Below are 20568 nucleotides of genomic sequence, written 5' to 3' on the forward strand. Positions count from 1 at the left end.
ACAACTCCAGAGTGAACCTTCACCAGCGGCGGCTGGGCCGGCGGCGGGCCCTGGCCTCCCAGCAGGCGCGGTGCCAGTGCCGCCGGTCGGCGACGGACCCGGTCTCGTCGGCGGGCCAGACGACGACGTGCGGCGTGCCCGGCCGGATCTCGTGGTCGCAGCCGGGGCAGCGGTAGACCTTGCCGGCCTGCGAGCCCGGCACGGTCCGCACGAGCCAGTCCCCGTCGCTCCCGGACTCGGCCCGCGCCCAGCCGGTCGCGGCGCCGAGGTCGCGTTCGGGCGGCCCGCCATCCCCACGGCGGCCGGGACGATTACGTCGAGGCACGCCCAAACCGTAACCGCCCCGCACCACAGCGTCGCACCCCGCGTGTCGCCCCTCCAATCACGCGTGATGCCTCCCCAATCACACGTGATGCCTCCCTGGACACGAGTGATGCCCGTCCCAGCACGCGTGATGCCCGTCGAGGCTCAGGCCGCGCGGCCTGCCACCCGGTCGCCCGCCCGCAGCCGGCGCAGGATCCCGTCATGGCCGAGCCCTTCCCAGCCGAGACGGGCCAGCGTCCGGCCGGTCCGGCGGAAGTCCTCGCCCCCGAGCACGGACATGATCGTGATCGCGGCGTCGACCATCGGCGTGGCGACCCCGGCACCCCGCGCGAGGGCCTGCAGCGGCACGAGCGTCGAGCGGATGTCCTCGGTCAGGAACCGGTGGTCGAGGCTGGTCGGCGCGGCGATGGTCCGGTACGGCTCCACGGTCCGCAACGCGTCGAGCAGCGTCGTGGCCGGGCAGCCGTAGTAGCGGTCGAGGACCTCGGTCATGGGCAGCAACCGGGCGTCGTACGCCCGCGCGACGGCGGCGAACTCGGCTTCGGTGCGCTCCAGCAACGCGACCGTGCGGTGGGAGACGCCTTCGACGTAGAAGAGCAACTCCTCGGCGCGGTCGATGGTACCGAGGTTGGCCAGCGCGATCGGCACGTGCGCGACCGCGCCGAAGTCGTGCAGGCCGCGCTCGACCGGGTTGCCCGCGACCTCCAGCATCGGGAACCACTCGCGCAGCAGCCCGGCGTGCCGTCCGACGGCGGCCGGGTCGCTGCCGGAGATCAGGTTCCAGCCCTTGGTGCCGAGCACGGTCACGCCACCGGTCCCGGACGGCCGCGCGGCGAACAGCGCGTCGGTCTCGACGACGTCGACCGCCGGGGCCCCGGCGGCGGCGAGCGCGTGCGCGAATTCGACGCTCCCGCACAGCTTTCCGGAGAACAGCACCACCACCTGGCCCGGGCGCAGGTGCGGCGCGAGCCGGACGGCGACCTCCGGGTAGGCGGTGGTCACGGTGGCCACCAGCACCACGGCCCGCCCGGCCAGCGACGCCGGATCCGCGGTCACCTCCCGCAGCGGGAAGCGTCCGTCGAGCACCCCGTGCGCGACGATCTCCCGGCGACGCGCGATCTCCGCCACGGCCCCGAGATCCCGCGTGCAGAGGTGCACGGGCAACCCCCGCGAGGCGAGGTACGCCGAGACGGCCCGGCCCTCACCCCCGGCCCCGACGACGCCGATCCCGTCCAGCCCGCTCATTCCGCCCACTCCCGTCACTCGGGTACGCAGTGGACAGGTCGGTGCTCCGGCCGGGAAAGTTCCCGCGGTCACCCCTGGGCGAGCGCCAGCGGCACGAGCTGTTCGGCGGTCGTGAGCGAGCCGTGCTGCCCGACCAGGGACGTCTCCACGGCCTCGGCGAGCCCGCGCACCATCCCGAACCGCCCCCGGGCCGCGGCGACGACGTCGCCGATGCGCGGCCGCACCCGGTCGCTGACGGCAGGCCCGAACCACCCCTCGGCGACGGCCTCCTCCCGCGAGCGCACCCACGCGCGGTCGCCGAGCACGGAACGCCAGGCCGCCAGGACGTCCGCGGCCGCGCCCGGCTCGGTGTACACGTGCCGGGCCCGCACCTCACCGCCGAACGTCCGGACCCCCGAGAGCAGCTCGGGGACGTCTTCGAGGTCGAGCTTGTCCTCGATGGTGACCATCCCGTGGTCGGCCACCACCGCGAGCAGCGCGCCGGCGGGCAGACCGTCCACAAGGGACTCGACGAGCCGGTCGACCTGCCGCAGCTGCATCCGCCACGCGGCCGAACCTGGGCCGTAGACGTGCCCGAGCAGGTCGAGTTCGCTGTGGTAGGCGTAGCAGAACGCCCGGCCTTCGAGCACCGACAACGTCCGCGCGGCGAGGTCGCCGAGCGCGTGCACCCCGGCGTAGCGCGCGCCGCCCTGGGTGGCCAGGGTCAGGGCCGTGTCGCGGAACTTGGCGGAAGACACCACCGCGGCGTCGATGCCCGCCGCGGTGGCGCGCTCGAACGTCGTCTGCAGCGGCTGGACCTCGCGGGGCGGGAGGGCGCCTCGCAGGTCGCTGCCGTCTTCGTGGCTGCACCAGCGCAACGCGTTCAGCACGCCCGTGCCGGGCATTTCGAACGTGTAGCCGACCATGCCGTGCTCCCCGGACGCGAGCCCGGTCCCGATCGCCGCCACGCCGGCGGCCGTCGTGGCCGGGAAGCCCACGCGCAGCGACTCGCGGGCCAGCTCGGTCAGCACCGGCGCGTCCGCGGCGTGCTCGGCGAGGAGCTCCCAGCCCAGCCCGTCGACGAGCAGCACGCCGGCACTGCGCGCCTCCGGCAGTGTCAGCGTGTTCGCGCACCCCGGCACGCCCAGCGCGGCGAGGAGGGAGGGGACGACCTGGCCGAGGTGCGGGACATCGGCGAGTGAAGGCGGCAGCACGCGCCCAGCTTCCCATCCACCCGGCCGTCCGGCGATAATCGCGGCATGCCGACCTACGCCTACCGCTGCCGCGAGTGCACCGAGACGTTCGAACTCCTGCGCCCGATGAGCGAATCCAGTGCGCCGGCGGCCTGCCCGGAGGGCCACCGCGACACCGTCAAGCTGCTCACCACGGTCGCCTTGACCGGGGCCGCGAGCGGACCCGCGGTCCCGGCCGGTGGCGGCGGTGGCTGCTGTGGCGGCGGCTGCTGCGGCTAAAGGGCCTTCAGCGCCTGCTCGAGGTCGGCCCAAAGGTCCTCGACGTCCTCGAGCCCGGCGGAGAGCCGGATCAGCTGGTCGGACACGCCCGCGTCGTGGCGGTCGCCGGCGTCGACGATCCGGTGGCTGATCGACCCCGGGTGCTGGATCAGCGTGTCGACGCTGCCGAGGCTGACGGCCGGCGTGATCAGCCGGACCGCGCCGATCAGGGCGTGCGGGTCGCCTTCGACCTCGAAGGCCACCAGCGGCCCGCCGAGGCGCGGGTAGTGGACGGCCGTCACCGACGGGTGGTCCGCGAGCCGTGAAGCCAGCGTCGAGGCGGTCGCCGACGCGGCGTTGACGCGCAGCGGCAGCGTGGAAAGCCCGCGCAGCAACAGGTACCCGGCGAGCGGGTGCAGGACGCCGCCGGTGGCGAAGCGGATCTGGCGCAGCCGGGCGGCTTCCTCGGCGTCGCAGGCGACGATCCCGCCCATGACGTCGCCGTGGCCGCCGAGGAACTTCGTCGCGCTGTGCAGCACGATCCGCGCGCCGTGGCGGCCCGGGCGCTGGAGCACCGGCGTCGCGAACGTGTTGTCCACGGCCAGGGGCACGTCACCGCACGCCCGGGCCAGCTCGGCGACGTCGACCTCGGCGAGGGTCGGGTTGGCCGGCGTCTCGACGAACACCAGCCCGGTGTCGGGCCGCAGGGCGGCGGCGACGGCGTCCGGCGCGGCCCAGGTGACCTCGGTGCCGAGCAGCCCCGACTCGAGCAGGTGGTCGCTGCACCCGTAGAGCGGGCGGACCGCGACGACGTGCCGTTTCCCTTGCGCCACCGCGGAAAGCAGGCACGCCGAGACGGCGGCCATGCCACTGGCGAACGCGACGCCGTGCTCGAACCCTTCGAGCTCGGCGAGCGCCCGTTCGAACCGCTCGACGGTCGGGTTGCCCACCCGGCCGTAGATCGGCGGGCCGTCGAGCTCACCGCCGGCGGCGAAGTCGTCGATCCGGGCGGCTTCGGCGGCGCTGTCACGAGAGGGGTAGGTCGTCGACAGGTCGAGCGGCGCGGCGTGCACGCCGAGGTCCGTGAGGTCGTCACGGCCGGCGTGGACGGCGCGGGTGCGCAGCGAGGAAGTCATACCCGGCATCGTCGGGCTTTCGCCGGATCGGGGGCAACAGTCTCGGATATCATTCGACGATGCCCGATTCCGTCGAACTGAGTCCGGTCGATCTCGAGATTCTGCGCCTGCTGCAGAACGATGCCCGGATCACGAACAAGGACCTGGCCGCCGCGGTCGGCCTGGCGCCTTCGACGTGTCTGGACCGCGTCGCCCGGCTGCGGGACACGGGCGTGATCACCGGGCAGCACGCGTCCGTCGACGCGGCGAAGCTGGGGCGGCCGCTGGAGGCGTTCCTGTTCGTCCAGGTCCGCCCACACCGGCGGCCGCTGGTCGACCCGTTCGTCGAGCACCTGCTGTCCCTGCCGGAAGTGCGCGCGGTCTACCACCTGACCGGGCCGGACGACTTCCTCGCGCACGTCGCGACCAGCTCGGCCGGCGAGCTGCAACGGCTGGTCCTCGACGAACTCACCGCCCGGGACGAAGTCGCCCGCGTGCACACGAACCTCGTCTTCCAGCACTGGAGCGGCGGCCCACTGCTCCCGCCGGCCTGATCTCCCGGCCTGATCTCCCAGCCTGATCTCACAGCCTGATGTCACAGCGTTGCGAGCCAGCGGTGGGTCTCGCGCACGGAGGTCAACCGGACGACGGCAGGCCCCGGCGGTTCGGCGGCCCAGGTCCGGATCGTCGCCCGCTTCCGCGCGAACGACGTGAAGTGCCAGCGGATGATCGAGTCCGCGGAGAACATCTGGCGGAACGACTCCACGTTGCCGTTGCAGATGCGCTCACGCGTCAGCGAGCGCACGGCCGTCCGGCGGACCAGGCGGCCCAGCGAAAGCCAGCGCGGGTAGTCGAGGCCCACGATCAGCTGTGCGCGGGGCAGGACGACGTCCCGCCACCGGGTGTACGCGGCGTCGAGGACCCAGCGGTCCCCCGCGCAGACCTCGGCGATGCGGCGGCGCTGCTCCTCGTCGGGCACCTGGACCCAGCCCGGCAGCCAGGTGAGGTCGTCGGCCGAGACGTACGGCAGACCGGTGTGGCGGGCGATGCGGGCGGCGAGCGTCGACTTGCCCGAGCCCGTCACGCCGTAGACGACGATGCGGTCAGGCGTCGAGGTCACGGGCGGGCTCCCGCGGTCCGCGGTAGGGCAGGGTCTGGCTGTAGACGACGTTGGTCGTCGTGCTGCCGAACTGGGCCAGCTCGTCCATGGTGCGCTCGAGGTGCGCCATCGACGCGGCGGCGACCTTGAGCGTGTAGCAGTCGTCGCCCGTGGTGCGCAGGCATTCCAGGACCTCGAGGCGCTCGCCCAGCAGCTTGTGCAGCGCCTCGTGCCGGCTGCCGGGGTACTTGAGCCGGACGACGGCGAGCACCGGGTAGCCGACCTTGCCGAGGTCGACGTCCGCGCGGTAGCCGGTGATCACGCCCGTGGCCTCGAGCCGCCGGAGCCGTTCGGTGGCCGCGGACGCGCTGAGGTTCACGCGGCGGCCCAGCTCGGTGAGCGGCAGCCGGGCGTCCTGCTGGAGCTCGACGAGGATGGCCCAGTCCGTCGGGTCGAGGCTCTCGGTCATTCGGCGAATATACCGCGAGATCCACGGCTCCAGCGCCCGAACGCCGTGATCATTCCCTTCCGATCACGGCTTTGACCTCGATAGCCTTTCCCGGTGAAGATCGGCGTGAACGTCCCCAACTTCGGCCCCGGCACGGACCCCGGCGTCCTGCGCGACTGGGCGCGGACCGTGGAGGGCCTCGGCTTCGACCTGCTGATGGTGTCCGACCACGTGGCGGTCACGCCCGACGTCGCCGGCCAGTACCCGGCGCCGTTCTACGAGCCGTTCACGACGCTGTCCTGGCTGGCCGGCGTCACGAGCCGGGTGCGGCTGGGCACCACGGTGCTGGTGGTGCCGTACCGGCACCCGCTGCTGGTCGCGCGGATGGCGGCGAACCTCGACGCGCTCAGCGGCGGCCGGCTGGTGCTCGGCGCCGGCATCGGCTGGGCGAAGCAGGAGTTCGCCGCGCTCGGCGTGCCGTTCGAGCAGCGCGGGAAGCTCACCGGCGAATACCTCCGCGCGATCCGCGCGGCCTGGGCCGACCACGACGACTACCGCGCCGGCCCGATCCCGCTCTGGCTCGGCGGGCACAGCGACGCCGGGCTGCGCCGCGCGGTGGAGCTCGGCGACGCCTGGCACCCGCTGCAGATGACCATGCGCGGGTTCCGGGACGGCTTGGCGCGGCTGAAAACCCTGGCCGGCGACCGGCCCGTGCCGGCCTTCGCGCCGCGGATCCTCTTGCGGGTCACCGAAACCCCGGTGACCGGGCCGGACCGGCGGGCCGGGGAAGGCACCCTCGGCCAGGTCCTCGACGACCTGGCGCGGCTGCGGGACCTGGGCGCGGACACCGTCGTGCTCGACCCGTTCGATTCGGACCCCGCCGAAACCCTCCACCCGGAGGTCGCATGGCGGGACCTCGCGGCGGTGGCCGCGGCCTGGAAGGAGAACCGGTGAAGGACACCGAAGAAGCCCTGTTGCGGCGCGCGATCGAGCTCGCCAGGGAGGCACGCGAGGACCACGGCAACCCACCGTTCGGCTCCCTGCTGGCCGACGCCGACGGCACCGTCCTGGTGGAGGACCGCAACACCTCGCTGACCGACAACGACATCACCGCGCACCCGGAGCTGAAGCTCGCCCGCTGGGCGGCGCGCAACCTGGACCCGGGAACCGCGGCGAAGACGACGATGTTCACCAGCACGCAGCCGTGCGGGATGTGCACCGGCGCGATCGAGCGGTCCGGGCTCGGCCGCGTCGTCTTCGCGCTGTCGACGGAGCAGTTCCTCACGCTGCGCCCGCCGGTCACCTGGGGCTACGAAACGGAAGGCCCGGCGCTGTTCGACGAGGCCCGCGTGCCGGTCGAGGGCTACTACACGTGACGAGCTACGAAGTGCGCCCGGTGGCGCGCGTCGAGTCGCCCCTGACGGACCGCGCGGCGGCCCCGAAGCAGGGTGACGAGGGCGCGCCGCCGGCCCGCGTGGTGTTCGCGCCGGAGTTCCACCGGGCGGCGGCCGACGTCCGCCCGGGCGACCGCCTGGTGCTGCTGACGTGGCTGCACGAGGCCGACCGCGACGTCCGTGCGGTGCACCCGCGCGGCGACCCGGAGCGGCCGAGCACTGGAGTGTTCTCGACGCGCTCCCCCGACCGCCCGAACCCGATCGGCCTCCACACGGTGACGGTGACGGAAGCCGCGAACGGCACGCTGACGGTGACCGGACTGGAGGCGATCGACGGCACCCCGGTCCTGGACGTCAAGCCGGTCCTAGGCGAGGTGACCGAGCGCTGATCAGTAGTCCTTGAAGCCCTTCCCGGTCTTCCGCCCGAGCCGCCCGGCCGTCACCAGGTGCTCGAGCAGCGGCGCGGGCGCGAAACCCTCTTCCCGGAACTCGTTGTACAACGTCCGCTGGATCGCCAGGGAAACGTCCAGCCCGACGACGTCCAGCAGCGCGAACGGGCCCATCGGCAGGCCACAGCCCACCTTCATGGCCGTGTCGATGTCGTCCGCTTCCGCGTAGTGGGCTTCCAGCATCTTCACCGCGTCGTTGAGGTACGGGAACAGCAGCGCGTTGACGATGAAGCCCGCGCGGTCGCCACAGTGGACCGCGTGCTTGCCGACCGCGGCGCAGACCGCGCTCGCGGTGGCCACCACGTCCGGGGCGGTCGCGATCGTCGAGACCACCTCGACCAGCTTCATCACCGGGGCCGGGTTGAAGAAGTGGAGGCCGACCACGTCGGACGGGCGGGACGTCGCCGCCGCGCATTCGATCACCGGCAGGGACGACGTCGTCGTCGCCAGGACCGCGCCCGGGCGGACGACCTCGTCCAGGGCCGCGAACACGGCCTGCTTCACCGACAGCTCCTCGGCCACCGCCTCGACGACCAGGTCGACGTCGGCCAGCGCCTCGAAGTCGGTCACCGGGGTGATGCGGGCCAGCGCGGCCGAAGCGTCCTCTTCGGACAGTTTGCCCTTGACCACGGCCTTGTCGAGCGACTTCTTGACGCGCGCCACCGACGCCTGGGCCTTTTCCATGCTCCGAGCCCGCACCACGACGTCGAGGCCGCGCTTCGCGAAGACCTCCGCGATGCCCGTGGCCATCGTCCCGGTGCCGATCACGCCGACGCGGGCGACCGGGCGCGGCTCCACTGTGTCCACAGTGGACTCGACGGCGTCGACCACGCGGGGCGAGTCCGGCGCGTCGTAGGTGTAGAAGCCGCGGCCGGTCTTGCGGCCCAGCAGGCCCGCCGTGATCATCTGCTTGAGCAGCGGCGCCGGCGCGTGCAGCCGGTTGCGGGACTGGTGGTACATCGTGTCGAGGATTTCGTACGCGGTGTCGAGCCCGATCAGGTCGAGCAGCGCGAGCGGGCCCATCGGGTAGCCGCAGCCGTAGCGCATCGCGGCGTCGAGGTCCTCGCGCGTGGCGTAGCGCTGCTCGTACATCCGGACCGCGTGGTTGAGGTAGCCGAACAGCAGGGCGTTCGCGATGAACCCGGCGCGGTCGCCGATCACCACCGGCACCTTGCCCAGCCGCTCGGCGAACGCGACGACCTCGGTGACCACCTCCGGCTCGGTCACCACCGTCTTCACGATCTCGACGAGCTTCTGCACCGGCGCCGGGTTGAAGAAGTGCATGCCGACGACCTTGCCCGGCCGCGTCGTGTGCACGCCGATCTCGGTGATCGACAGCGACGACGTGTTGGACGCGAACACGACCTCGGGCCGGGTGATCTTGTCGAGCTCAGCGAAGACGTCCGCCTTCAGCCCCAGGCTCTCCGGGATCGCCTCGACCACGAAGTCCACTTCGGACAGATCGGAGAGCGAGGTGCCGTACCGGATCCGGCCCAGCAGCGCTTCCCGGCCGGCGGCGTCGAGCTTGCCGCCGGAGAGCGCTCGCTCGGTGGAGTGCTCCAGGTGCCCGCGGCCCCGGGCGACGCCCGCTTCGTCGAGCTCGACCGTGACGACGTCGAGCCCGCTGCGCGCGAGCACTTCGGCGATCCCGGCCCCCATCGTGCCCAGGCCGACCACTCCGACCGTCGAGATGTCCCGCGCCATCGAGGCCTCCAGAGATGTTACTCGCTGGTAATTGGTCCCGACTCTGCCACACGGAACCGCCGGAAGCCCAGACGGAATCGAGTCAGAACCGCGCAAGTCACCCGGTCGGCGACCGTCGGCTCACTCGCCGAAATTGCTGTCCACCAGCTCTTTCGCCTTGTCCAGCGCGGCCGAAGCCTGCGGGCCGCGCGCCCGCACCCGGATCCGGTCACCCTGCCGGGCGCCGAGCGACATCAGGGCCAGCACGCTGTGCGCGTCCGCCTCCTGGTCGCCGAGCCGGATGGTGACCTCGGCGTCGAACGCGCTCAGCGCGCGCACCAGCACGGCGGCCGGCCGCGCGTGCAGCCCGACCTCGTTGTGCAGCACCAGCTCGATCTCGTCACCCCCGGAGGTCGCCTCCGCGGGTGCGAGGTCCTCGGGCAGCCCGGCCGCCGCGGCGGCCTCCGCCACCGCCTTGCGGTCCTGGCCCGCCTGGGCCGCGACCGCCGCCGCGATCGCGCCTTCGACCAGCGGGCCGTCCGCGACGACGGCGGCCGACGGGTCGGCCAGCGATTCGACGGCGAGCTCCGCCGTCATCTGCGCGCTGCCGAGGTCGTACAGCAGCACCACCCCGGACCCGGAGTCCGCGCGCTGGGTGGCGGCGACGACCTCGTCGTAGTCCGTGCCGATCGAGCCGTCGGAGAGGCCGCCGGCCGCCACGATGGTGACGTCCGGCGCCATCTGGGCGGCCAGCTCGGCCAGGCCTTCCGCGAGTTTCGCGCTGTGCGAGACGAGCACGATCCCGACGCTCACCGGGCGGCCTCCGCGAAGGCGCGCAGCAGCAGCGCCGACGAGCGCGCACCTGGGTCCATGTGCCCCACCGCGCGCTCGCCGAGGTAGGACGCGCGGCCCTTGCGCGGCACCAGGTCCACTGTGGACTCCGCACCGCGGTCGGCCGCGTCGGCCGCCGCGGTCAGCACCGCGGCGACGTCCCCGCCGTCCTCGGCCGCCTTCTCCGCGGCCGACACGGCCGGGATCAGCGCGTCGACCATGGTCGCGTCACCACCGACGGCCTTGCCCCGGGCTTGGACGCCTTCGAGACCGGCGCGCAGCGCGTCGAGCAGGCCCGCGACGTCGAGTTCGCCGGCGGCGCCGAGCTTCGCCGAGGCACGCAGGAATGCCGTGCCGTACAACGGTCCCGCGGCCCCGCCGACCTTGGAGATCAACGTCGTCGCGACGAGCTTCAGCACCGCGCCCGGCGTCTCGGGCGCGCCGGCGTCGAGCCCCGCGACGACGGCGGTGAACCCGCGGTTCATGTTCTCGCCGTGGTCGCCGTCGCCGATCGCGCGGTCGAGCTCGATCAGCTCAACGCGGTGTTCGGCCATCACGGCCGCCGCGGCGCGCACGGCGGCCGCGACACCGTCGGCCTTGCAGGTCATCAGATCCCCCACCGCAGGGCCGCGGTGTTGACGGGCGCGTCCCAGAGCTCGGTCAGCTCATCGTCCAGCTTGAGCAACGTCAGACTCATCCCCTGCATCTCGAGGCTGGTGATGTACGGGCCGACCAGCCGGCGTTCGACCACGATCCCACGCTCGGCGAGCAAGCGCTCGGCGATGCCGTGGGCCAGGTAGAGCTCGACCAGCGGGGTGCCGCCCATCGAGTTGGTGAACAGCAGCACGCGGTCACCGGACTCGAACGGCAGGTCGGAGACGACCGCCTCGACGAGCCGCGCCACCAGCGCGTCGGCCGGTTCGAGCGGGATCCGCTCGCGGCCGGGCTCGCCGTGGATGCCGATGCCGAACTCGATCTCGCCCTCGCCGAGGTCGAAGCTCGGGGTGCCGGCGTGCGGCACGGTCGGCGCAGTCAGCGCGACACCGATCGAGCGCACCTGGCCGATCACCTTCTGCGCCAGCGCGGTCACGGCGTCGAGCGAGTCGCCGCGCTCGGCGGCGGCGCCGGTGAGCTTCTCCAGCAGCACCGTGCCGCCGACCCCGCGGCGGCCCGCGGTGTAGGTCGAGTCCTTGACCGCGACGTCGTCGTCGATCACGACGCTGCGCACGTCGAGGCCCTCGGCGGCGGCCAGCTCGGCGGCCGTCTCGAAGTTCAGCACGTCGCCGGTGTAGTTCTTCACGATGAGGAGGGCGCCCGCGTCGCCGGTCGTCGCGGTGACCGCGGCCTGCACGGCGTCCGGCGTCGGCGAGGTGAACACCGCGCCCGGCACCGCGGCGGCGAGCATGCCCGGCCCCACGAACCCGCCGTGCAGCGGCTCGTGCCCGGACCCGCCCCCGGAGATGACGGCGACCTTCCCCGCGACCGGCGCGTCCGCCCGGACCACGACGTCCGGATCGGATTGGACGCGAAGGATGTCCGCGTGCGCGGCGGCGAGCCCCCGCAGCGACTCCGCGACCACGTTCGCCGGATCGTTGATGATCTTCTTCACGGCAGCCTCCGGCACATCGGCGGGTGGGGTGTCCCCTTCCTACCGCCCCGCGCGGCCGACCGCCAGGTCAGGCTTTCGGAAGCTTCGTGACCACGTTCTTCGCGACCGCGACCGCCTTGCCGCAGGGGTCGTCGGTGTCCGCTTGGGCGGCGTAGTTCTGGTAGTCCACTTGGGCCAGCTCGACGTCGTCGCCCTGCCACGGGCGGTGCTGCCACTCGACGGTGCACCGCGACGTGGTCGTGGTCCCCTTCTTCTGGAAGCCGGTGACGCCGCCGCCGAGGTCCACCTTGGAACTGCCGTCCCCGACGATCGGCGGCAGGCCCGGCCGGAACGCGACCCGCACGGTCGGGTCCGTGCCGTTGCTCTGCCACTCGCAGCTGTGCAGACCGATCGGCGCGGACTTCGCGGCCGGCACGACCGGAGTGACGGCCGCGGCGTCGGCCACCGTGCACGAGTCCGCGGCCACCAGGGTGCCCGCCGGCGTCGGGTACTTCTCCGGCGAGTTGTGCATCTTCTGCACGATGGCGTCCACCAGCGTCTGCCCCGGCCGGCACGGGTCGCCGTCGTAGGTCACCGTCACCATCAGCGCCATGTCCGGGTTCAGCGACGTCATCGCCGCGACCGTGCAGTTGCTGTCGTCGGTCTTGCCGACCCGCACCGGCAGCCCGCCGGACTGCCCGGTCGTCTTGTCCGCGTTCGGCAGCAGCGTGCTGCCGATCTCGAACTCGAGCCGCATCTCCTTGCCGCCCGGGTCCTTCACCTTGTTGGTGCAGGTCTCGAAGGCGATCGACGACGGCGACGGGTCCTCCTCGACGGTGCCGAGCCCGAGCGCGCCGAGCGCGTCCTTGGTGAGGAACTGGCACGGCTTGACCGCGCGCAGCGCGTTGACCGCCACCGCGGCGTCGGTGATCGGGCCGTCGCCGGGCTGGCCGGTGCCGGCCGCCGCGGGCACCGTCGTCCGCGCGAAGTTGGCCTTGCCGAGGTCCTGCCCGCACGCGGTCAGCGGCAGCGCGAGGGCGGTGACCAGCAGGAACAGCGTCGGCAGACGACGGCGTCGAACATCAAGGAGCACGCGGTGCACGGTAGCGGCAACCGCGTGCCCCTGTCCGGACAACCCGGCTATTCGGCCGGGTTCGCGGGTGTGTCGTCGCCCTCGGTCCCGGTCTGCGCCGGGACGACCAGCGGCCGCACCTTGGCCCAGACGAAGAACAGCGCGGCGACCACCAGCATGCCGATGCCGGCCCACAGGTTGATGTTGACGCCGGCCGCCTTCGCGATCTCCTGGTCGGAGGTGAAGCCGATGCCCATGACCGTGAGGATGATCCCGTAGACGCCGATCAGCAGGGCGATGATCAGCCGGATGTCGAAGGCGCCCGCCTTGTGCGGCCGCGCGCCGGACTCGGTAGCCATACCGGCCTCCCTAGAAGATGGCGTTGAGGGCGATGGTCAGGATGAGCACGATGCCCGCGAGCAGGCCCGGCTTGCGGTACCAGCCCGCGTTCTCGCCGGTGTCGTCGTGCTTGAGGGAGTCGCGCGGGGTGAGCGAGTAGACCAGCCCGACGAGCTCGGAGTCCGGCTTCGGCTTGGTCGCGAGCGACACCACGACGCTCACCACGATGTCGACGACGAACGCGGTGCCCGCGGCGACGAAGCTCGTGCCCTGCCCGCTCAGCCCGATCACCCCGGCCTGGGACAGCCCCCAGACCGTGATGGCGGACGCGGTGCCCAGCAGCAGGCCGCTCCAGCCGGCGTGCGGCGTCATCCGCTTCCAGAACATGCCCAGGATGAACGTCGCGAACAGCGGCGCGTTGAAGAACGAGAACAGGTCCTGCAGGTAGTTCAGGATGTTGCCGGAGTTCGACGCGATGAACGCGGTGCCGATCGCGAGGATCGTGCCGACCGACGTCACCAGGCGGCCGAGACGCAGGTAGTAGCCGTCCGGCTTGTCCTTCTGGACGTAGGTCTGCCAGATGTCGTAGGTGAAGACGGTGTTGAACGAGCTGAGGTTCGCCGCCATGCCGGCCATGAAGGAGGCGAGCAGGCCGGCGATCGCGATACCGAGCATGCCGTTCGGCAGCAGGTCGCGCATCAGCAGCAGGAGCGCGTTGTTGAACGTGACGCCGCTGGGTGCCTTGCCGCCGTCCAGCAGGATCTGCTTGTCCTTCACGTACTCGGACACGCTGACCGCGGCGATCATGCCGGGGATGATCACGATGAACGGGACCAGCATCTTCGGGAACGCGCCGATGATCGGCGTCCGGCGCGCGGCCGACATGCTCTTCGACGCCATCGCGCGCTGGACCTCGACGAAGTTGGTCGTCCAGTAGCCGAAGGAGAGGACGAACCCGAGGCCGAAGACGATGCCCAGGATCGACAGGATGTTGTTGCCGAAGCCGGTGAGGTTGTCGCCCGGCCAGGAGTGCAGCTGCGCGGTGCCGCCGGGGCTGTTGGTGACCTTGTCGACGAGGCCTTCCCAGCCGCCGACCTTCACCAGGCCGATGATCGTGAGCGGCACCAGGGCGATGACGATCACGAAGAACTGCAGCACCTCGTTGTAGATCGCGGCGGACAGGCCGCCGAGCGCGGTGTAGGAGAGGACGATCACGGCGGCGACGATGATCGACACCCAGATCGGCCAGCCCAGCAGCAGGTTCACGACGCTGGCCAGCAGGAACAGGTTCGCGCCCGCGATCAGGATCTGGGCGGCGGCGAAGCTGATGCCGTTGAGCAGGTGGGCGGGCTTGCCGAAGCGGCGGCGCATGAACTCCGGGACGCTGCGGACCTTCGAGCCGTAGTAGAACGGCATCATCACGATGCCGAGGAACAGCATCGCCGGGATGGCGCCGATCCAGAAGTAGTGCACAGTCGGCAGGCCGTACTGGGCGCCGTTGGCCGACATGCCCATGACCTCGACCGCGCCGAGGTTCGCCGAGATGAACGCCAGGCCGGTGACCCAGGCGGGCAGCGAGCGGCCCGAGAGGAAGAAGTCGAGACTGCTCGACACCTGCCGCCGTGCCAGGTACCCGATGCCGAGCACCAGGACGAAGTAGAACGCCAACTCGATGTAGTCGATCGCGCTCGCGTCGAGTCGCAGGTTCGCATCGGCTAGGACGAGCACCCGACCCACCTCCCGCCGTATCTTTTCAAACTGGACAACAACCCACAGGAATCACCACTGTCCTGTCGGATCCGGACAGTACTGCATGGATTCAGGGTCGGCACGCTGACCGGTCCAAAATGGCCGAAAGGCGCGCCTCCCCGGCCTTGAGCTGGGGAAACGCGCCTTCGTCACGCGCCGCGGGAGCGGCCGGTGATCACCGATCGGTCGGCACGGCGATCTCGCCGTCTTCTTCGATCAGCTTGGCGAGCACGGCGTCGGGCAGGTACGTGCGGTGCGGGTAGCCCGGGCCCCACGAGTTGAGCAGGGGCACCGCGCCGAGCGCGTCGGCACGCGGGTTGGCCAGCACGGCGTGCACGTCTTCGACGGACTTCGCCCAGCGGAACGCCTTGATGCCCTGCTTGATGTCGGGCACGAGCTTGTCGCGCGTCTGCCAGTCGTCGTTCTTGTACGCGTCGTCCCACAGCACGTGCCCGGCTTCCTTGAGCACCTCGGCCGCGGCGCGGACCGACGTGCCGTTGTCGTCGCCGGGGTTGGTCTCGGGCCACTCGTCGCGCTTCTTGGCCGCGTCCCAGAGCCAGAGGGCGGTGTACTCACTGCCGTTGAAGAGCGACATGCAGCGCGACCAGCCGAAGCCGACGCAGGCACCTTCGCGCCCCTGGTCGTAGAACGCGTAGTAGGCGTCGGTGTCCGGCGTCCCGCCCGGTTCGAGGCAGACGCAGTGCCCGCCGCGGATCCGGCCGAGCTGCGCGACGCCGGCCTTCGCGATGAAGAACTCCCCGGAGGTCTTGTCCTGCTCCGGGGTGTCGAACGCGGAGTACCAGTTGACGCCGATGACGACCGGCACCCGGGTGGGCCGGGCCTCTTCGGCGAGCGCGCTCAGCGGATACCTTTCGACGTGCCGCCAGTCGTCCGGAATGAACCGCCCCAGGCGCGGGTCGGCCGGATCGGAACCGAGTGGGCGATAACGCATGACTTCCTCCTCCGTGCAGGCGAAAACGCGCGCGCACCGGCCGGACCACGTGCGCACACCGAGCTCGAAGGCGGACTGAAACGTTGGCACGACAAAGAAAGACGGCCGAGCGCGCCACCCTCCGGCCACGCCGGACGCACCGGCGGAACCCCTCGAAAAAGATTGTCCCACGAGTTCGCGCAATAAGATCCCGAACTCACCCGAACAGCGCATAAAGGCAGGTCAGAAAGGAGCCGATCACTTCCATGACGGGTATCGGGTGAACGATTTCCTTGCGGAGTAATCGACCGTGAATGAGATACCGGAATTCGGCATCGATTCGGTCTCGGTCCGCCCGTGAGACGGCCGGTTTCTGTCGGTGGTGGCCGGATGATCCTGGTGACCGGCGCGAGCGGCAACGTCGGTTCCGCCCCGCTCGCCGAACTGCGCGCACTCGGCGCACCCGTGCGCCCCGCGTACCGCGACCCCGCCCGGGCCCGTGCGGCGCTCCTGGACCTCGCCTACCCCGCGGGGTTCCCGGCCGCGCTCGACGGCGACATCGCCCGCGTCGCGGCCCGGGTCCTGACGACCGGAGGCCACGTCGCCCGCGCGTACCGGCATGGCGGAGCGGGTGACGTCGGTGGTCGGCGACCTCACCGGCCGTCCGGCGACGACGTTCGAGGAGTTCGTGCGCGCGAACCCGGAGGTCTTCAGTCCGTGACGCGCCGGAACCGCGGCACCGAGCCCGCCGCCGTCTCGACGGTCTCGCCGAACATCACCTCGGGCCGCACCCACAGCCCCTGCTCGCCGTAAAGCGCGCGGTAAACCACCAAACGCTCTTCGGTTTCGCTGTGGCGGGCCACGCCGAGCACCTCGTACTCGCCGCCCTTGTAGTGGACGTACCGGCCGGGTTCCACGTCAGAACAGCCGGAACTCGTCGGACTCGATGCCGCGCAGCTCGTCGTAGTCCAGGGTCAGGCAGCGGATGCCGCGGTCCTCGGCCAGCGTGCGGGCCTGCGGCTTGATGATCTGCGCGGCGAACACGCCCTGGACCGGCGCCAGCAGCGGGTCGCGGTTGAGCAGCTCCAGGTACCGCGTCAGCTGCTCGACGCCGTCGATTTCGCCGCGGCGCTTGATCTCCACCGCCACCGACTTGCCGTCGGCGTCGCGGGCCATGATGTCCACCGGGCCGATCGCCGTCGGGAACTCGCGGCGGACCAGCGTGTAGCCGTCGCCGAGGGTCTTGATGTGCTCGGCCAGCAGCTCCTGCAGGTGCGCCTCGACGCCGTCCTTCTGCAGGCCCGGCTCCGCGCCGAGGGCCTGGGAGTAGTCGTGGAAGACCTCCTCGATGGAGATCACCAGCTTCTCGCCCTGCTTGTTCTCGACGATCCAGAGCTTGCCGTCCTCGATCAGCCAGCACGGCGGGCTCATCCAGTTCAGCGGCTTGTACGCGCGGTCGTCGGAGTGCACCGACACCGAGCCGTCGGACTTCACGAGCAGCAGCCGGGTGGCCATCGGTAGGTGGGCGGTCAGCCGGCCGGCGTAGTCGACCTGGCACCGCGCGATCACGAGACGCACCCGAGGAGGGTAGGACAGGGTCGGTGATACTGGGCGCGTGGACCCCATTCAGCGTGTCGCGTCCCGCGAGGTGTACCGGAACAACTGGATGACCGTGCGGGAGGACGACATCCGCCGTCCCGACGGCTCTCCCGGCATCTACGGCGTGATCGACAAGCCCGACTACGCGCTCGTCATCGCGCAGGACGGGGAACGGTTCCGGCTGGTCGAGCAGTTCCGCTACCCGCTGGGCGAGCGGCGCTGGGAGTTCCCGCAGGGCACCGCGCCGGACCTGGCCGACCTGCCGCCCGAGGAACTCGCCGCGCGCGAGCTGCGCGAGGAAACCGGGCTGCGCGCCGGTTCGATGGTCCTGCTCGGCAAGCTCGACGTCGCGCCCGGCATGAGCAGCCAGCGCGGCTGGGTGTTCCTCGCCACCGACCTCACCGAGGGCGAGCCGGAACGCGAGCACGAAGAGCAGGACATGCGCAGCGCGTGGTTCTCGCGCTCGGACGTCGAGAAGATGATCCTCGCCGGCGAAATCACCGACGCGCAGACGATCTCCGCGTGGGCGCACCTCATGCTGGCCGAGCGGCACCGGCCTTGAGCATCCCGCGGATCACCAGGTGGTGGAAGGGTTTGATCAGCGCGAAGTAGGCCGGCCCGACGCGGTTGTGGAAGTGCACGATCGTGCCGACCCGGAACCCGCGGGGCACCGCTTCGAAGGTCAGGTACCCGGTCAGGTGGCTGTCGTCGATGCCGCCGACCAGGTAGCGCTCGGGATCCCCCGCCCGCACGGTGAAGACCGCGACCTGGTCGCCGGGCGTGAAACTGACGTCTTCGGGCCGCAGGCGGCCGGTGCGCGGGACCGCGGCCGTTTCCAGCCGCAGGGCCTTCGCGAGCACGTACCGGACCCCGAAGAGGGCTTTCAGCCACGCCGGCGACCAGCCGAACACGCCCGCGACGAACTCGCGCAGGCTGTTCTCGCTCTCGATCTCCTTGAATTCGACGTAGTCGGCGCCGTCGGCGAAGGGCTCGGTCATTTCCGTCTCCCCAGTACGAGTTCCAGCGCGTTCTTGAGCTGCCGGCCGGGCAGCGGCGGCACGACCTGGCCCGCGCCGACGACGACCAGGTACAGCGCCTGCGCGAGGTCGGCGTCGCCGCTGATCTCGGTCAGGTAGGCCACGCGGGTCCGGTCGACGCGCTCCTGGACCGCCCTCGCCTCGGCGTCCTGCAGGGCCCACGCCCGGACGGCGATCTCCAGCTCCGGCCCGGGTCCCGGCGCGAGGACGAGCTTCAGCAACGCACCCAGCCGATCGCCCTCCGCGGCTTCGGCCTCCTCGACGAACCGCGTGGTGCGTTCGGCTTCGAAGTGCTCCAGCAGCGCGGTGCGGAAGCCGCCCGTGCCCTTGAAGTGGTGGTAGAAGGAGCCCTTCGACAGGCCGAGCCGTTCGGTCAGCCGCTCGATCGTCACGGCGGGCGCGCCCTGCTCCGCCAGCAGCGCCAACCCCGCGTCCAGCCAGTCCCGCTTGCTCGCCACGGCTCGACCATACCATACCGTATGGTACGTCGACTGGGTGGCGCTCAGTCGGGCCAGGAGGGTTTGCGCTTCTCCAGGAACGCCGCCATGCCTTCGCGTGCGCCGGGTAGCTGCGACGCCGAAGCCATGACCTCCAAAGCGATCGCGTACGCATCGGCCTCGGGCCGGTCGAGCTGGGCGTACAGCGTCACCTTGCCCATCGTCTTGCTGGCCCGGCTGCCGCGTGTGGCCCGGGCGAGCAGCTCCGCGACGGCGTCGTCGAGCCGGTCGTCGGGGACGACGCGGTTGACCAGGCCCCAGTCCAGGGCGGTCGGCGCGTCGATGACGTCGCCGGTCAGCGCCAGCTCCATCAGGCGCTTGCGGCCGATCGAGCGCGCCACCGGCACCGCGGGCGTGTGGCAGAACCAGCCGCCCTTGCCGCCCGGCAGCGCGAAGCCCGCCGACTCGGCGGCGATCGCGAGGTCGCACGACGCCACCAGCTGGCAGCCCGCCGCCGTGGCCAGCCCGTGCACCCGCGCGATGACGACCTGGGGCACCGACTGCATGGTCTTCATCAGGTCCGTGCACAGCGTGAGCAGCTCGCGCACGCCCATCAGGTCGCGCGCGGCGACGTCGCCGAAGTCGTGCCCGGCGGAGAACACCGGCCCGGCGCCGGCCAGCACGATGCCCGTCGCGTCGGACGACCCCGCCTCGTGGAACGCGGCCAGCAGCTCGGCCAGGTGGCCGGCGGACAGCGAGTTGCGCCGCGCCGCGCGGTTCATCGTGATCGTGACGGTGTCGCCGTCCCGCTTGACCAGGATGTGCTCGTACTCGGTCATGCTTCGACCGTAACTCTTCGGAACGTGCGCCGATAGCTGTCCGGCCCGACGCCGACTTCGGCGTGCATCCGGCGGCGCAGGTTCGCCGCCGTGCCCAGCCCGGACCGTTCCGCGACGCGGTCGACCGGCAACGACGTCGTCTCCAGGAGCCGCTGAGCGAGGCGGACGCGCTGGACGCGCAGCCAGCGCCCCGGCGTGACGCCGGTGGCCGCGGCGAACTCGCGGTGGAACGTCCGTTCGCTCATCCGCGCGTGCCCCACGAGGTCTTCGACGCCGATCCCGGACCCCAGGCGCGCCAACGCCCAGTCCATTGTGGACGACAGGCCGGGCTGCGCGGCGGACGGCACCGGGCTGTCGACGTACTGGTGCTGCCCGCCTTCCCGCGCCGGGGGCATGACCAAGCGGCGCGCGAGCGTGGCGGCGACGTCCGCGCCGTGGTCGCGGCGGACCAGGTACAGGCACAGGTCGAGGCCGCCGACGACGCCCGCGGACGTCAGGACGCCGCCGTCGTCGGTGTAGAGCACGTCGCGGCGGAGGTCCGCCCGCGGCGCGACGCGGGCCAGCGCGTCCAGATCGCGCCAGTGCGTGGTCGCCGGACGGCCGTCGAGCAGGCCCGCGGCGGCCAGCGTGAACGCGCCGGAGCACAGCCCGGCGACGGTCCGCCCGTCCCGGTGCGCCCGCCGCAGTGCGGCCACCGCCGCCGAAGGCACCGTGGCGAGCGGGTCGTCACGCCCGGGAGCCAGCACGAGGTCACAGCCGTCGAGCCCGGCGAGGCCGTGCGTGGCCGCGACGTCGCCGAACGGCGAGACCGCCGTTCGCACCCGCCCTGAACTGCACAGACGCACGGTGAACGGGCCGATCCCGCTGTCGGTCCGGTCCTGGCCCCAGACCTCGCCGATCACCGCGAGGTCGAACATCCGGGTGCCGGGGAGCAGGAGAACGCCGATGGTGCGCATGGC

The 20568-nt window shown here is 71.8% G+C and carries 26 protein-coding genes; 6 read left to right on the forward strand and 20 right to left on the reverse strand.

Annotated features, from left to right (window positions below):
• Positions 1 to 19 precede the first annotated feature (19 nt).
• The 3 genes from ACWEN0_RS00795 to ACWEN0_RS00805 form a co-directional block, all read right to left on the reverse strand.
• Entirely contained in the window at positions 20 to 325 is a 306-nt protein-coding gene (locus ACWEN0_RS00795) for a hypothetical protein (RefSeq protein ID WP_451967691.1), read from the reverse strand.
• A 143-nt stretch (positions 326 to 468) separates the two neighbouring features.
• On the reverse strand, positions 469 to 1569 hold the full coding sequence (locus ACWEN0_RS00800) for an NAD/NADP octopine/nopaline dehydrogenase family protein (protein ID WP_451967693.1): 1101 nt from the start codon (positions 1567 to 1569) through the stop codon (positions 469 to 471).
• 68 nt (positions 1570 to 1637) lie between these two features.
• Positions 1638 to 2762 carry an alkaline phosphatase family protein gene (locus tag ACWEN0_RS00805; RefSeq protein ID WP_451967695.1) on the reverse strand — a complete coding sequence of 375 codons (1125 nt, stop codon included), beginning with the start codon at positions 2760 to 2762 and terminating at the stop codon, positions 1638 to 1640.
• Between the two features lie 45 nt (positions 2763 to 2807).
• Here ACWEN0_RS00805 and ACWEN0_RS00810 point away from each other — a divergent pair, with 45 nt between their 5' ends.
• The gene (locus ACWEN0_RS00810; RefSeq protein ID WP_451967696.1) at positions 2808 to 3020 is read left to right on the forward strand and encodes an FmdB family zinc ribbon protein; all 213 of its coding nucleotides are present in this window, start codon (positions 2808 to 2810) and stop codon (positions 3018 to 3020) included.
• Here ACWEN0_RS00810 and ACWEN0_RS00815 read toward each other — a convergent pair.
• On the reverse strand, positions 3017 to 4135 hold the full coding sequence (locus ACWEN0_RS00815) for a trans-sulfuration enzyme family protein (RefSeq protein WP_451967697.1): 1119 nt from the start codon (positions 4133 to 4135) through the stop codon (positions 3017 to 3019). The two genes, ACWEN0_RS00810 and ACWEN0_RS00815, sit on opposite strands and share 4 nt — an antisense overlap.
• Before the next feature lie 59 nt (positions 4136 to 4194).
• Between ACWEN0_RS00815 and ACWEN0_RS00820 the strand changes: the two genes are divergently transcribed.
• The gene (locus ACWEN0_RS00820) at positions 4195 to 4668 is read left to right on the forward strand and encodes an Lrp/AsnC family transcriptional regulator (RefSeq protein WP_451967698.1); all 474 of its coding nucleotides are present in this window, start codon (positions 4195 to 4197) and stop codon (positions 4666 to 4668) included.
• Between the two features lie 41 nt (positions 4669 to 4709).
• Here the strand turns inward: ACWEN0_RS00820 and ACWEN0_RS00825 are convergent, their stop codons facing one another.
• Together ACWEN0_RS00825 and ACWEN0_RS00830 are read right to left on the reverse strand one after the other, a co-directional pair.
• Positions 4710 to 5234: an adenylate kinase gene (locus ACWEN0_RS00825; protein WP_451967699.1), complete on the reverse strand. Its 525-nt coding sequence runs from the start codon at positions 5232 to 5234 to the stop codon at positions 4710 to 4712.
• Positions 5218 to 5682 (reverse strand): Lrp/AsnC family transcriptional regulator, encoded by a 465-nt coding sequence (locus tag ACWEN0_RS00830; protein ID WP_451967700.1) that lies wholly within the window; start codon positions 5680 to 5682, stop codon positions 5218 to 5220. The genes ACWEN0_RS00825 and ACWEN0_RS00830 overlap by 17 nt, the downstream gene beginning before the upstream one ends.
• 93 nt (positions 5683 to 5775) lie before the next feature.
• Here ACWEN0_RS00830 and ACWEN0_RS00835 point away from each other — a divergent pair, with 93 nt between their 5' ends.
• From ACWEN0_RS00835 to tsaA, 3 genes are read left to right on the forward strand one after another with little or no spacing between them, the layout of a single operon-like run.
• On the forward strand, positions 5776 to 6615 hold the full coding sequence (locus ACWEN0_RS00835; RefSeq protein WP_451967702.1) for an LLM class flavin-dependent oxidoreductase: 840 nt from the start codon (positions 5776 to 5778) through the stop codon (positions 6613 to 6615).
• Positions 6612 to 7037 (forward strand): nucleoside deaminase, encoded by a 426-nt coding sequence (locus tag ACWEN0_RS00840; RefSeq protein WP_451967704.1) that lies wholly within the window; start codon positions 6612 to 6614, stop codon positions 7035 to 7037. The genes ACWEN0_RS00835 and ACWEN0_RS00840 overlap by 4 nt, the downstream gene beginning before the upstream one ends.
• Positions 7034 to 7444, forward strand: a complete 411-nt coding sequence (gene tsaA, locus ACWEN0_RS00845; RefSeq protein WP_451967705.1) for a tRNA (N6-threonylcarbamoyladenosine(37)-N6)-methyltransferase TrmO — start codon at positions 7034 to 7036, stop codon at positions 7442 to 7444. The genes ACWEN0_RS00840 and tsaA overlap by 4 nt, the downstream gene beginning before the upstream one ends.
• Here the strand turns inward: tsaA and ACWEN0_RS00850 are convergent, their stop codons facing one another.
• The 10 genes from ACWEN0_RS00850 to nucS all read right to left on the reverse strand — a co-directional run bounded on the left by ACWEN0_RS00850 (position 7445) and on the right by nucS (position 17275).
• A complete protein-coding gene (locus ACWEN0_RS00850; RefSeq protein ID WP_451967706.1) occupies positions 7445 to 9208 on the reverse strand; it encodes a 3-hydroxyacyl-CoA dehydrogenase family protein in 1764 nt (587 codons plus the stop codon). It abuts the gene before it with no gap.
• A 120-nt stretch (positions 9209 to 9328) separates the two neighbouring features.
• Positions 9329 to 10000: a dihydroxyacetone kinase phosphoryl donor subunit DhaM gene (gene dhaM, locus ACWEN0_RS00855; protein ID WP_451967708.1), complete on the reverse strand. Its 672-nt coding sequence runs from the start codon at positions 9998 to 10000 to the stop codon at positions 9329 to 9331.
• Positions 9997 to 10626: a dihydroxyacetone kinase subunit DhaL gene (gene dhaL, locus ACWEN0_RS00860; RefSeq protein WP_451967709.1), complete on the reverse strand. Its 630-nt coding sequence runs from the start codon at positions 10624 to 10626 to the stop codon at positions 9997 to 9999. The genes dhaM and dhaL overlap by 4 nt, the downstream gene beginning before the upstream one ends.
• A complete protein-coding gene (dhaK, locus tag ACWEN0_RS00865; RefSeq protein ID WP_451967711.1) occupies positions 10626 to 11627 on the reverse strand; it encodes a dihydroxyacetone kinase subunit DhaK in 1002 nt (333 codons plus the stop codon). The genes dhaL and dhaK overlap by 1 nt, the downstream gene beginning before the upstream one ends.
• A 67-nt stretch (positions 11628 to 11694) precedes the next feature.
• Positions 11695 to 12699 carry a DUF3558 domain-containing protein gene (locus tag ACWEN0_RS00870; RefSeq protein WP_451967712.1) on the reverse strand — a complete coding sequence of 335 codons (1005 nt, stop codon included), beginning with the start codon at positions 12697 to 12699 and terminating at the stop codon, positions 11695 to 11697.
• 47 nt (positions 12700 to 12746) lie between these two features.
• Complete coding sequence (locus ACWEN0_RS00875; protein WP_451967713.1) at positions 12747 to 13037, reverse strand: hypothetical protein; 291 nt, start codon at positions 13035 to 13037, stop codon at positions 12747 to 12749.
• A gap of 10 nt (positions 13038 to 13047) precedes the next feature.
• A complete protein-coding gene (locus ACWEN0_RS00880) occupies positions 13048 to 14745 on the reverse strand; it encodes a sodium:solute symporter family protein (protein WP_451967715.1) in 1698 nt (565 codons plus the stop codon).
• 196 nt (positions 14746 to 14941) lie between these two features.
• The gene (locus ACWEN0_RS00885; protein WP_451967716.1) at positions 14942 to 15718 is read right to left on the reverse strand and encodes a hypothetical protein; all 777 of its coding nucleotides are present in this window, start codon (positions 15716 to 15718) and stop codon (positions 14942 to 14944) included.
• A 689-nt stretch (positions 15719 to 16407) separates the two neighbouring features.
• On the reverse strand, positions 16408 to 16614 hold the full coding sequence (locus ACWEN0_RS00890; RefSeq protein WP_451967718.1) for a DUF1653 domain-containing protein: 207 nt from the start codon (positions 16612 to 16614) through the stop codon (positions 16408 to 16410).
• 1 nt (position 16615) lies between these two features.
• Positions 16616 to 17275, reverse strand: coding sequence for an endonuclease NucS (nucS, locus tag ACWEN0_RS00895; protein ID WP_014467679.1), 660 nt, complete (start codon positions 17273 to 17275; stop codon positions 16616 to 16618).
• A gap of 37 nt (positions 17276 to 17312) precedes the next feature.
• Between nucS and ACWEN0_RS00900 the strand changes: the two genes are divergently transcribed.
• Positions 17313 to 17858 carry an NUDIX domain-containing protein gene (locus ACWEN0_RS00900; RefSeq protein ID WP_451967720.1) on the forward strand — a complete coding sequence of 182 codons (546 nt, stop codon included), beginning with the start codon at positions 17313 to 17315 and terminating at the stop codon, positions 17856 to 17858.
• On the opposite strand, the gene ACWEN0_RS00905 is transcribed toward ACWEN0_RS00900, so the two are convergent.
• The 4 genes from ACWEN0_RS00905 to ACWEN0_RS00920 are packed head-to-tail and all read right to left on the reverse strand — an operon-like array spanning position 17830 to position 20565.
• Complete coding sequence (locus ACWEN0_RS00905; RefSeq protein WP_451967721.1) at positions 17830 to 18294, reverse strand: DUF2867 domain-containing protein; 465 nt, start codon at positions 18292 to 18294, stop codon at positions 17830 to 17832. The genes ACWEN0_RS00900 and ACWEN0_RS00905 overlap by 29 nt on opposite strands.
• On the reverse strand, positions 18291 to 18791 hold the full coding sequence (locus ACWEN0_RS00910; protein ID WP_451967723.1) for a TetR/AcrR family transcriptional regulator: 501 nt from the start codon (positions 18789 to 18791) through the stop codon (positions 18291 to 18293). The genes ACWEN0_RS00905 and ACWEN0_RS00910 overlap by 4 nt, the downstream gene beginning before the upstream one ends.
• Positions 18792 to 18835: 44 nt before the next feature.
• Positions 18836 to 19609 (reverse strand): enoyl-CoA hydratase-related protein, encoded by a 774-nt coding sequence (locus tag ACWEN0_RS00915; protein WP_451967724.1) that lies wholly within the window; start codon positions 19607 to 19609, stop codon positions 18836 to 18838.
• Positions 19606 to 20565, reverse strand: a complete 960-nt coding sequence (locus tag ACWEN0_RS00920; RefSeq protein ID WP_451967726.1) for a GlxA family transcriptional regulator — start codon at positions 20563 to 20565, stop codon at positions 19606 to 19608. The genes ACWEN0_RS00915 and ACWEN0_RS00920 overlap by 4 nt, the downstream gene beginning before the upstream one ends.
• Positions 20566 to 20568 lie beyond the last annotated feature (3 nt).

It is taken from the genome of Amycolatopsis sp. NPDC004378 (assembly GCF_053602455.1).

Coding starts and splice junctions, on each gene's coding strand:
- ACWEN0_RS00800 (WP_451967693.1), bottom strand. CDS start 1,569: ATGAGCGGGCTGGACGGGATCGGCGTCGTCGGGGCCGGGGGTGAGGGC.
- ACWEN0_RS00810 (WP_451967696.1), top strand. CDS start 2,808: ATGCCGACCTACGCCTACCGCTGCCGCGAGTGCACCGAGACGTTCGAA.
- ACWEN0_RS00815 (WP_451967697.1), bottom strand. CDS start 4,135: ATGACTTCCTCGCTGCGCACCCGCGCCGTCCACGCCGGCCGTGACGAC.
- ACWEN0_RS00820 (WP_451967698.1), top strand. CDS start 4,195: ATGCCCGATTCCGTCGAACTGAGTCCGGTCGATCTCGAGATTCTGCGC.
- ACWEN0_RS00830 (WP_451967700.1), bottom strand. CDS start 5,682: ATGACCGAGAGCCTCGACCCGACGGACTGGGCCATCCTCGTCGAGCTC.
- ACWEN0_RS00850 (WP_451967706.1), bottom strand. CDS start 9,208: ATGGCGCGGGACATCTCGACGGTCGGAGTGGTCGGCCTGGGCACGATG.
- dhaL (WP_451967709.1), bottom strand. CDS start 10,626: ATGACCTGCAAGGCCGACGGTGTCGCGGCCGCCGTGCGCGCCGCGGCG.
- ACWEN0_RS00875 (WP_451967713.1), bottom strand. CDS start 13,037: ATGGCTACCGAGTCCGGCGCGCGGCCGCACAAGGCGGGCGCCTTCGAC.
- ACWEN0_RS00885 (WP_451967716.1), bottom strand. CDS start 15,718: ATGCGTTATCGCCCACTCGGTTCCGATCCGGCCGACCCGCGCCTGGGG.
- ACWEN0_RS00905 (WP_451967721.1), bottom strand. CDS start 18,294: ATGACCGAGCCCTTCGCCGACGGCGCCGACTACGTCGAATTCAAGGAG.
- ACWEN0_RS00915 (WP_451967724.1), bottom strand. CDS start 19,609: ATGACCGAGTACGAGCACATCCTGGTCAAGCGGGACGGCGACACCGTC.
- ACWEN0_RS00920 (WP_451967726.1), bottom strand. CDS start 20,565: ATGCGCACCATCGGCGTTCTCCTGCTCCCCGGCACCCGGATGTTCGAC.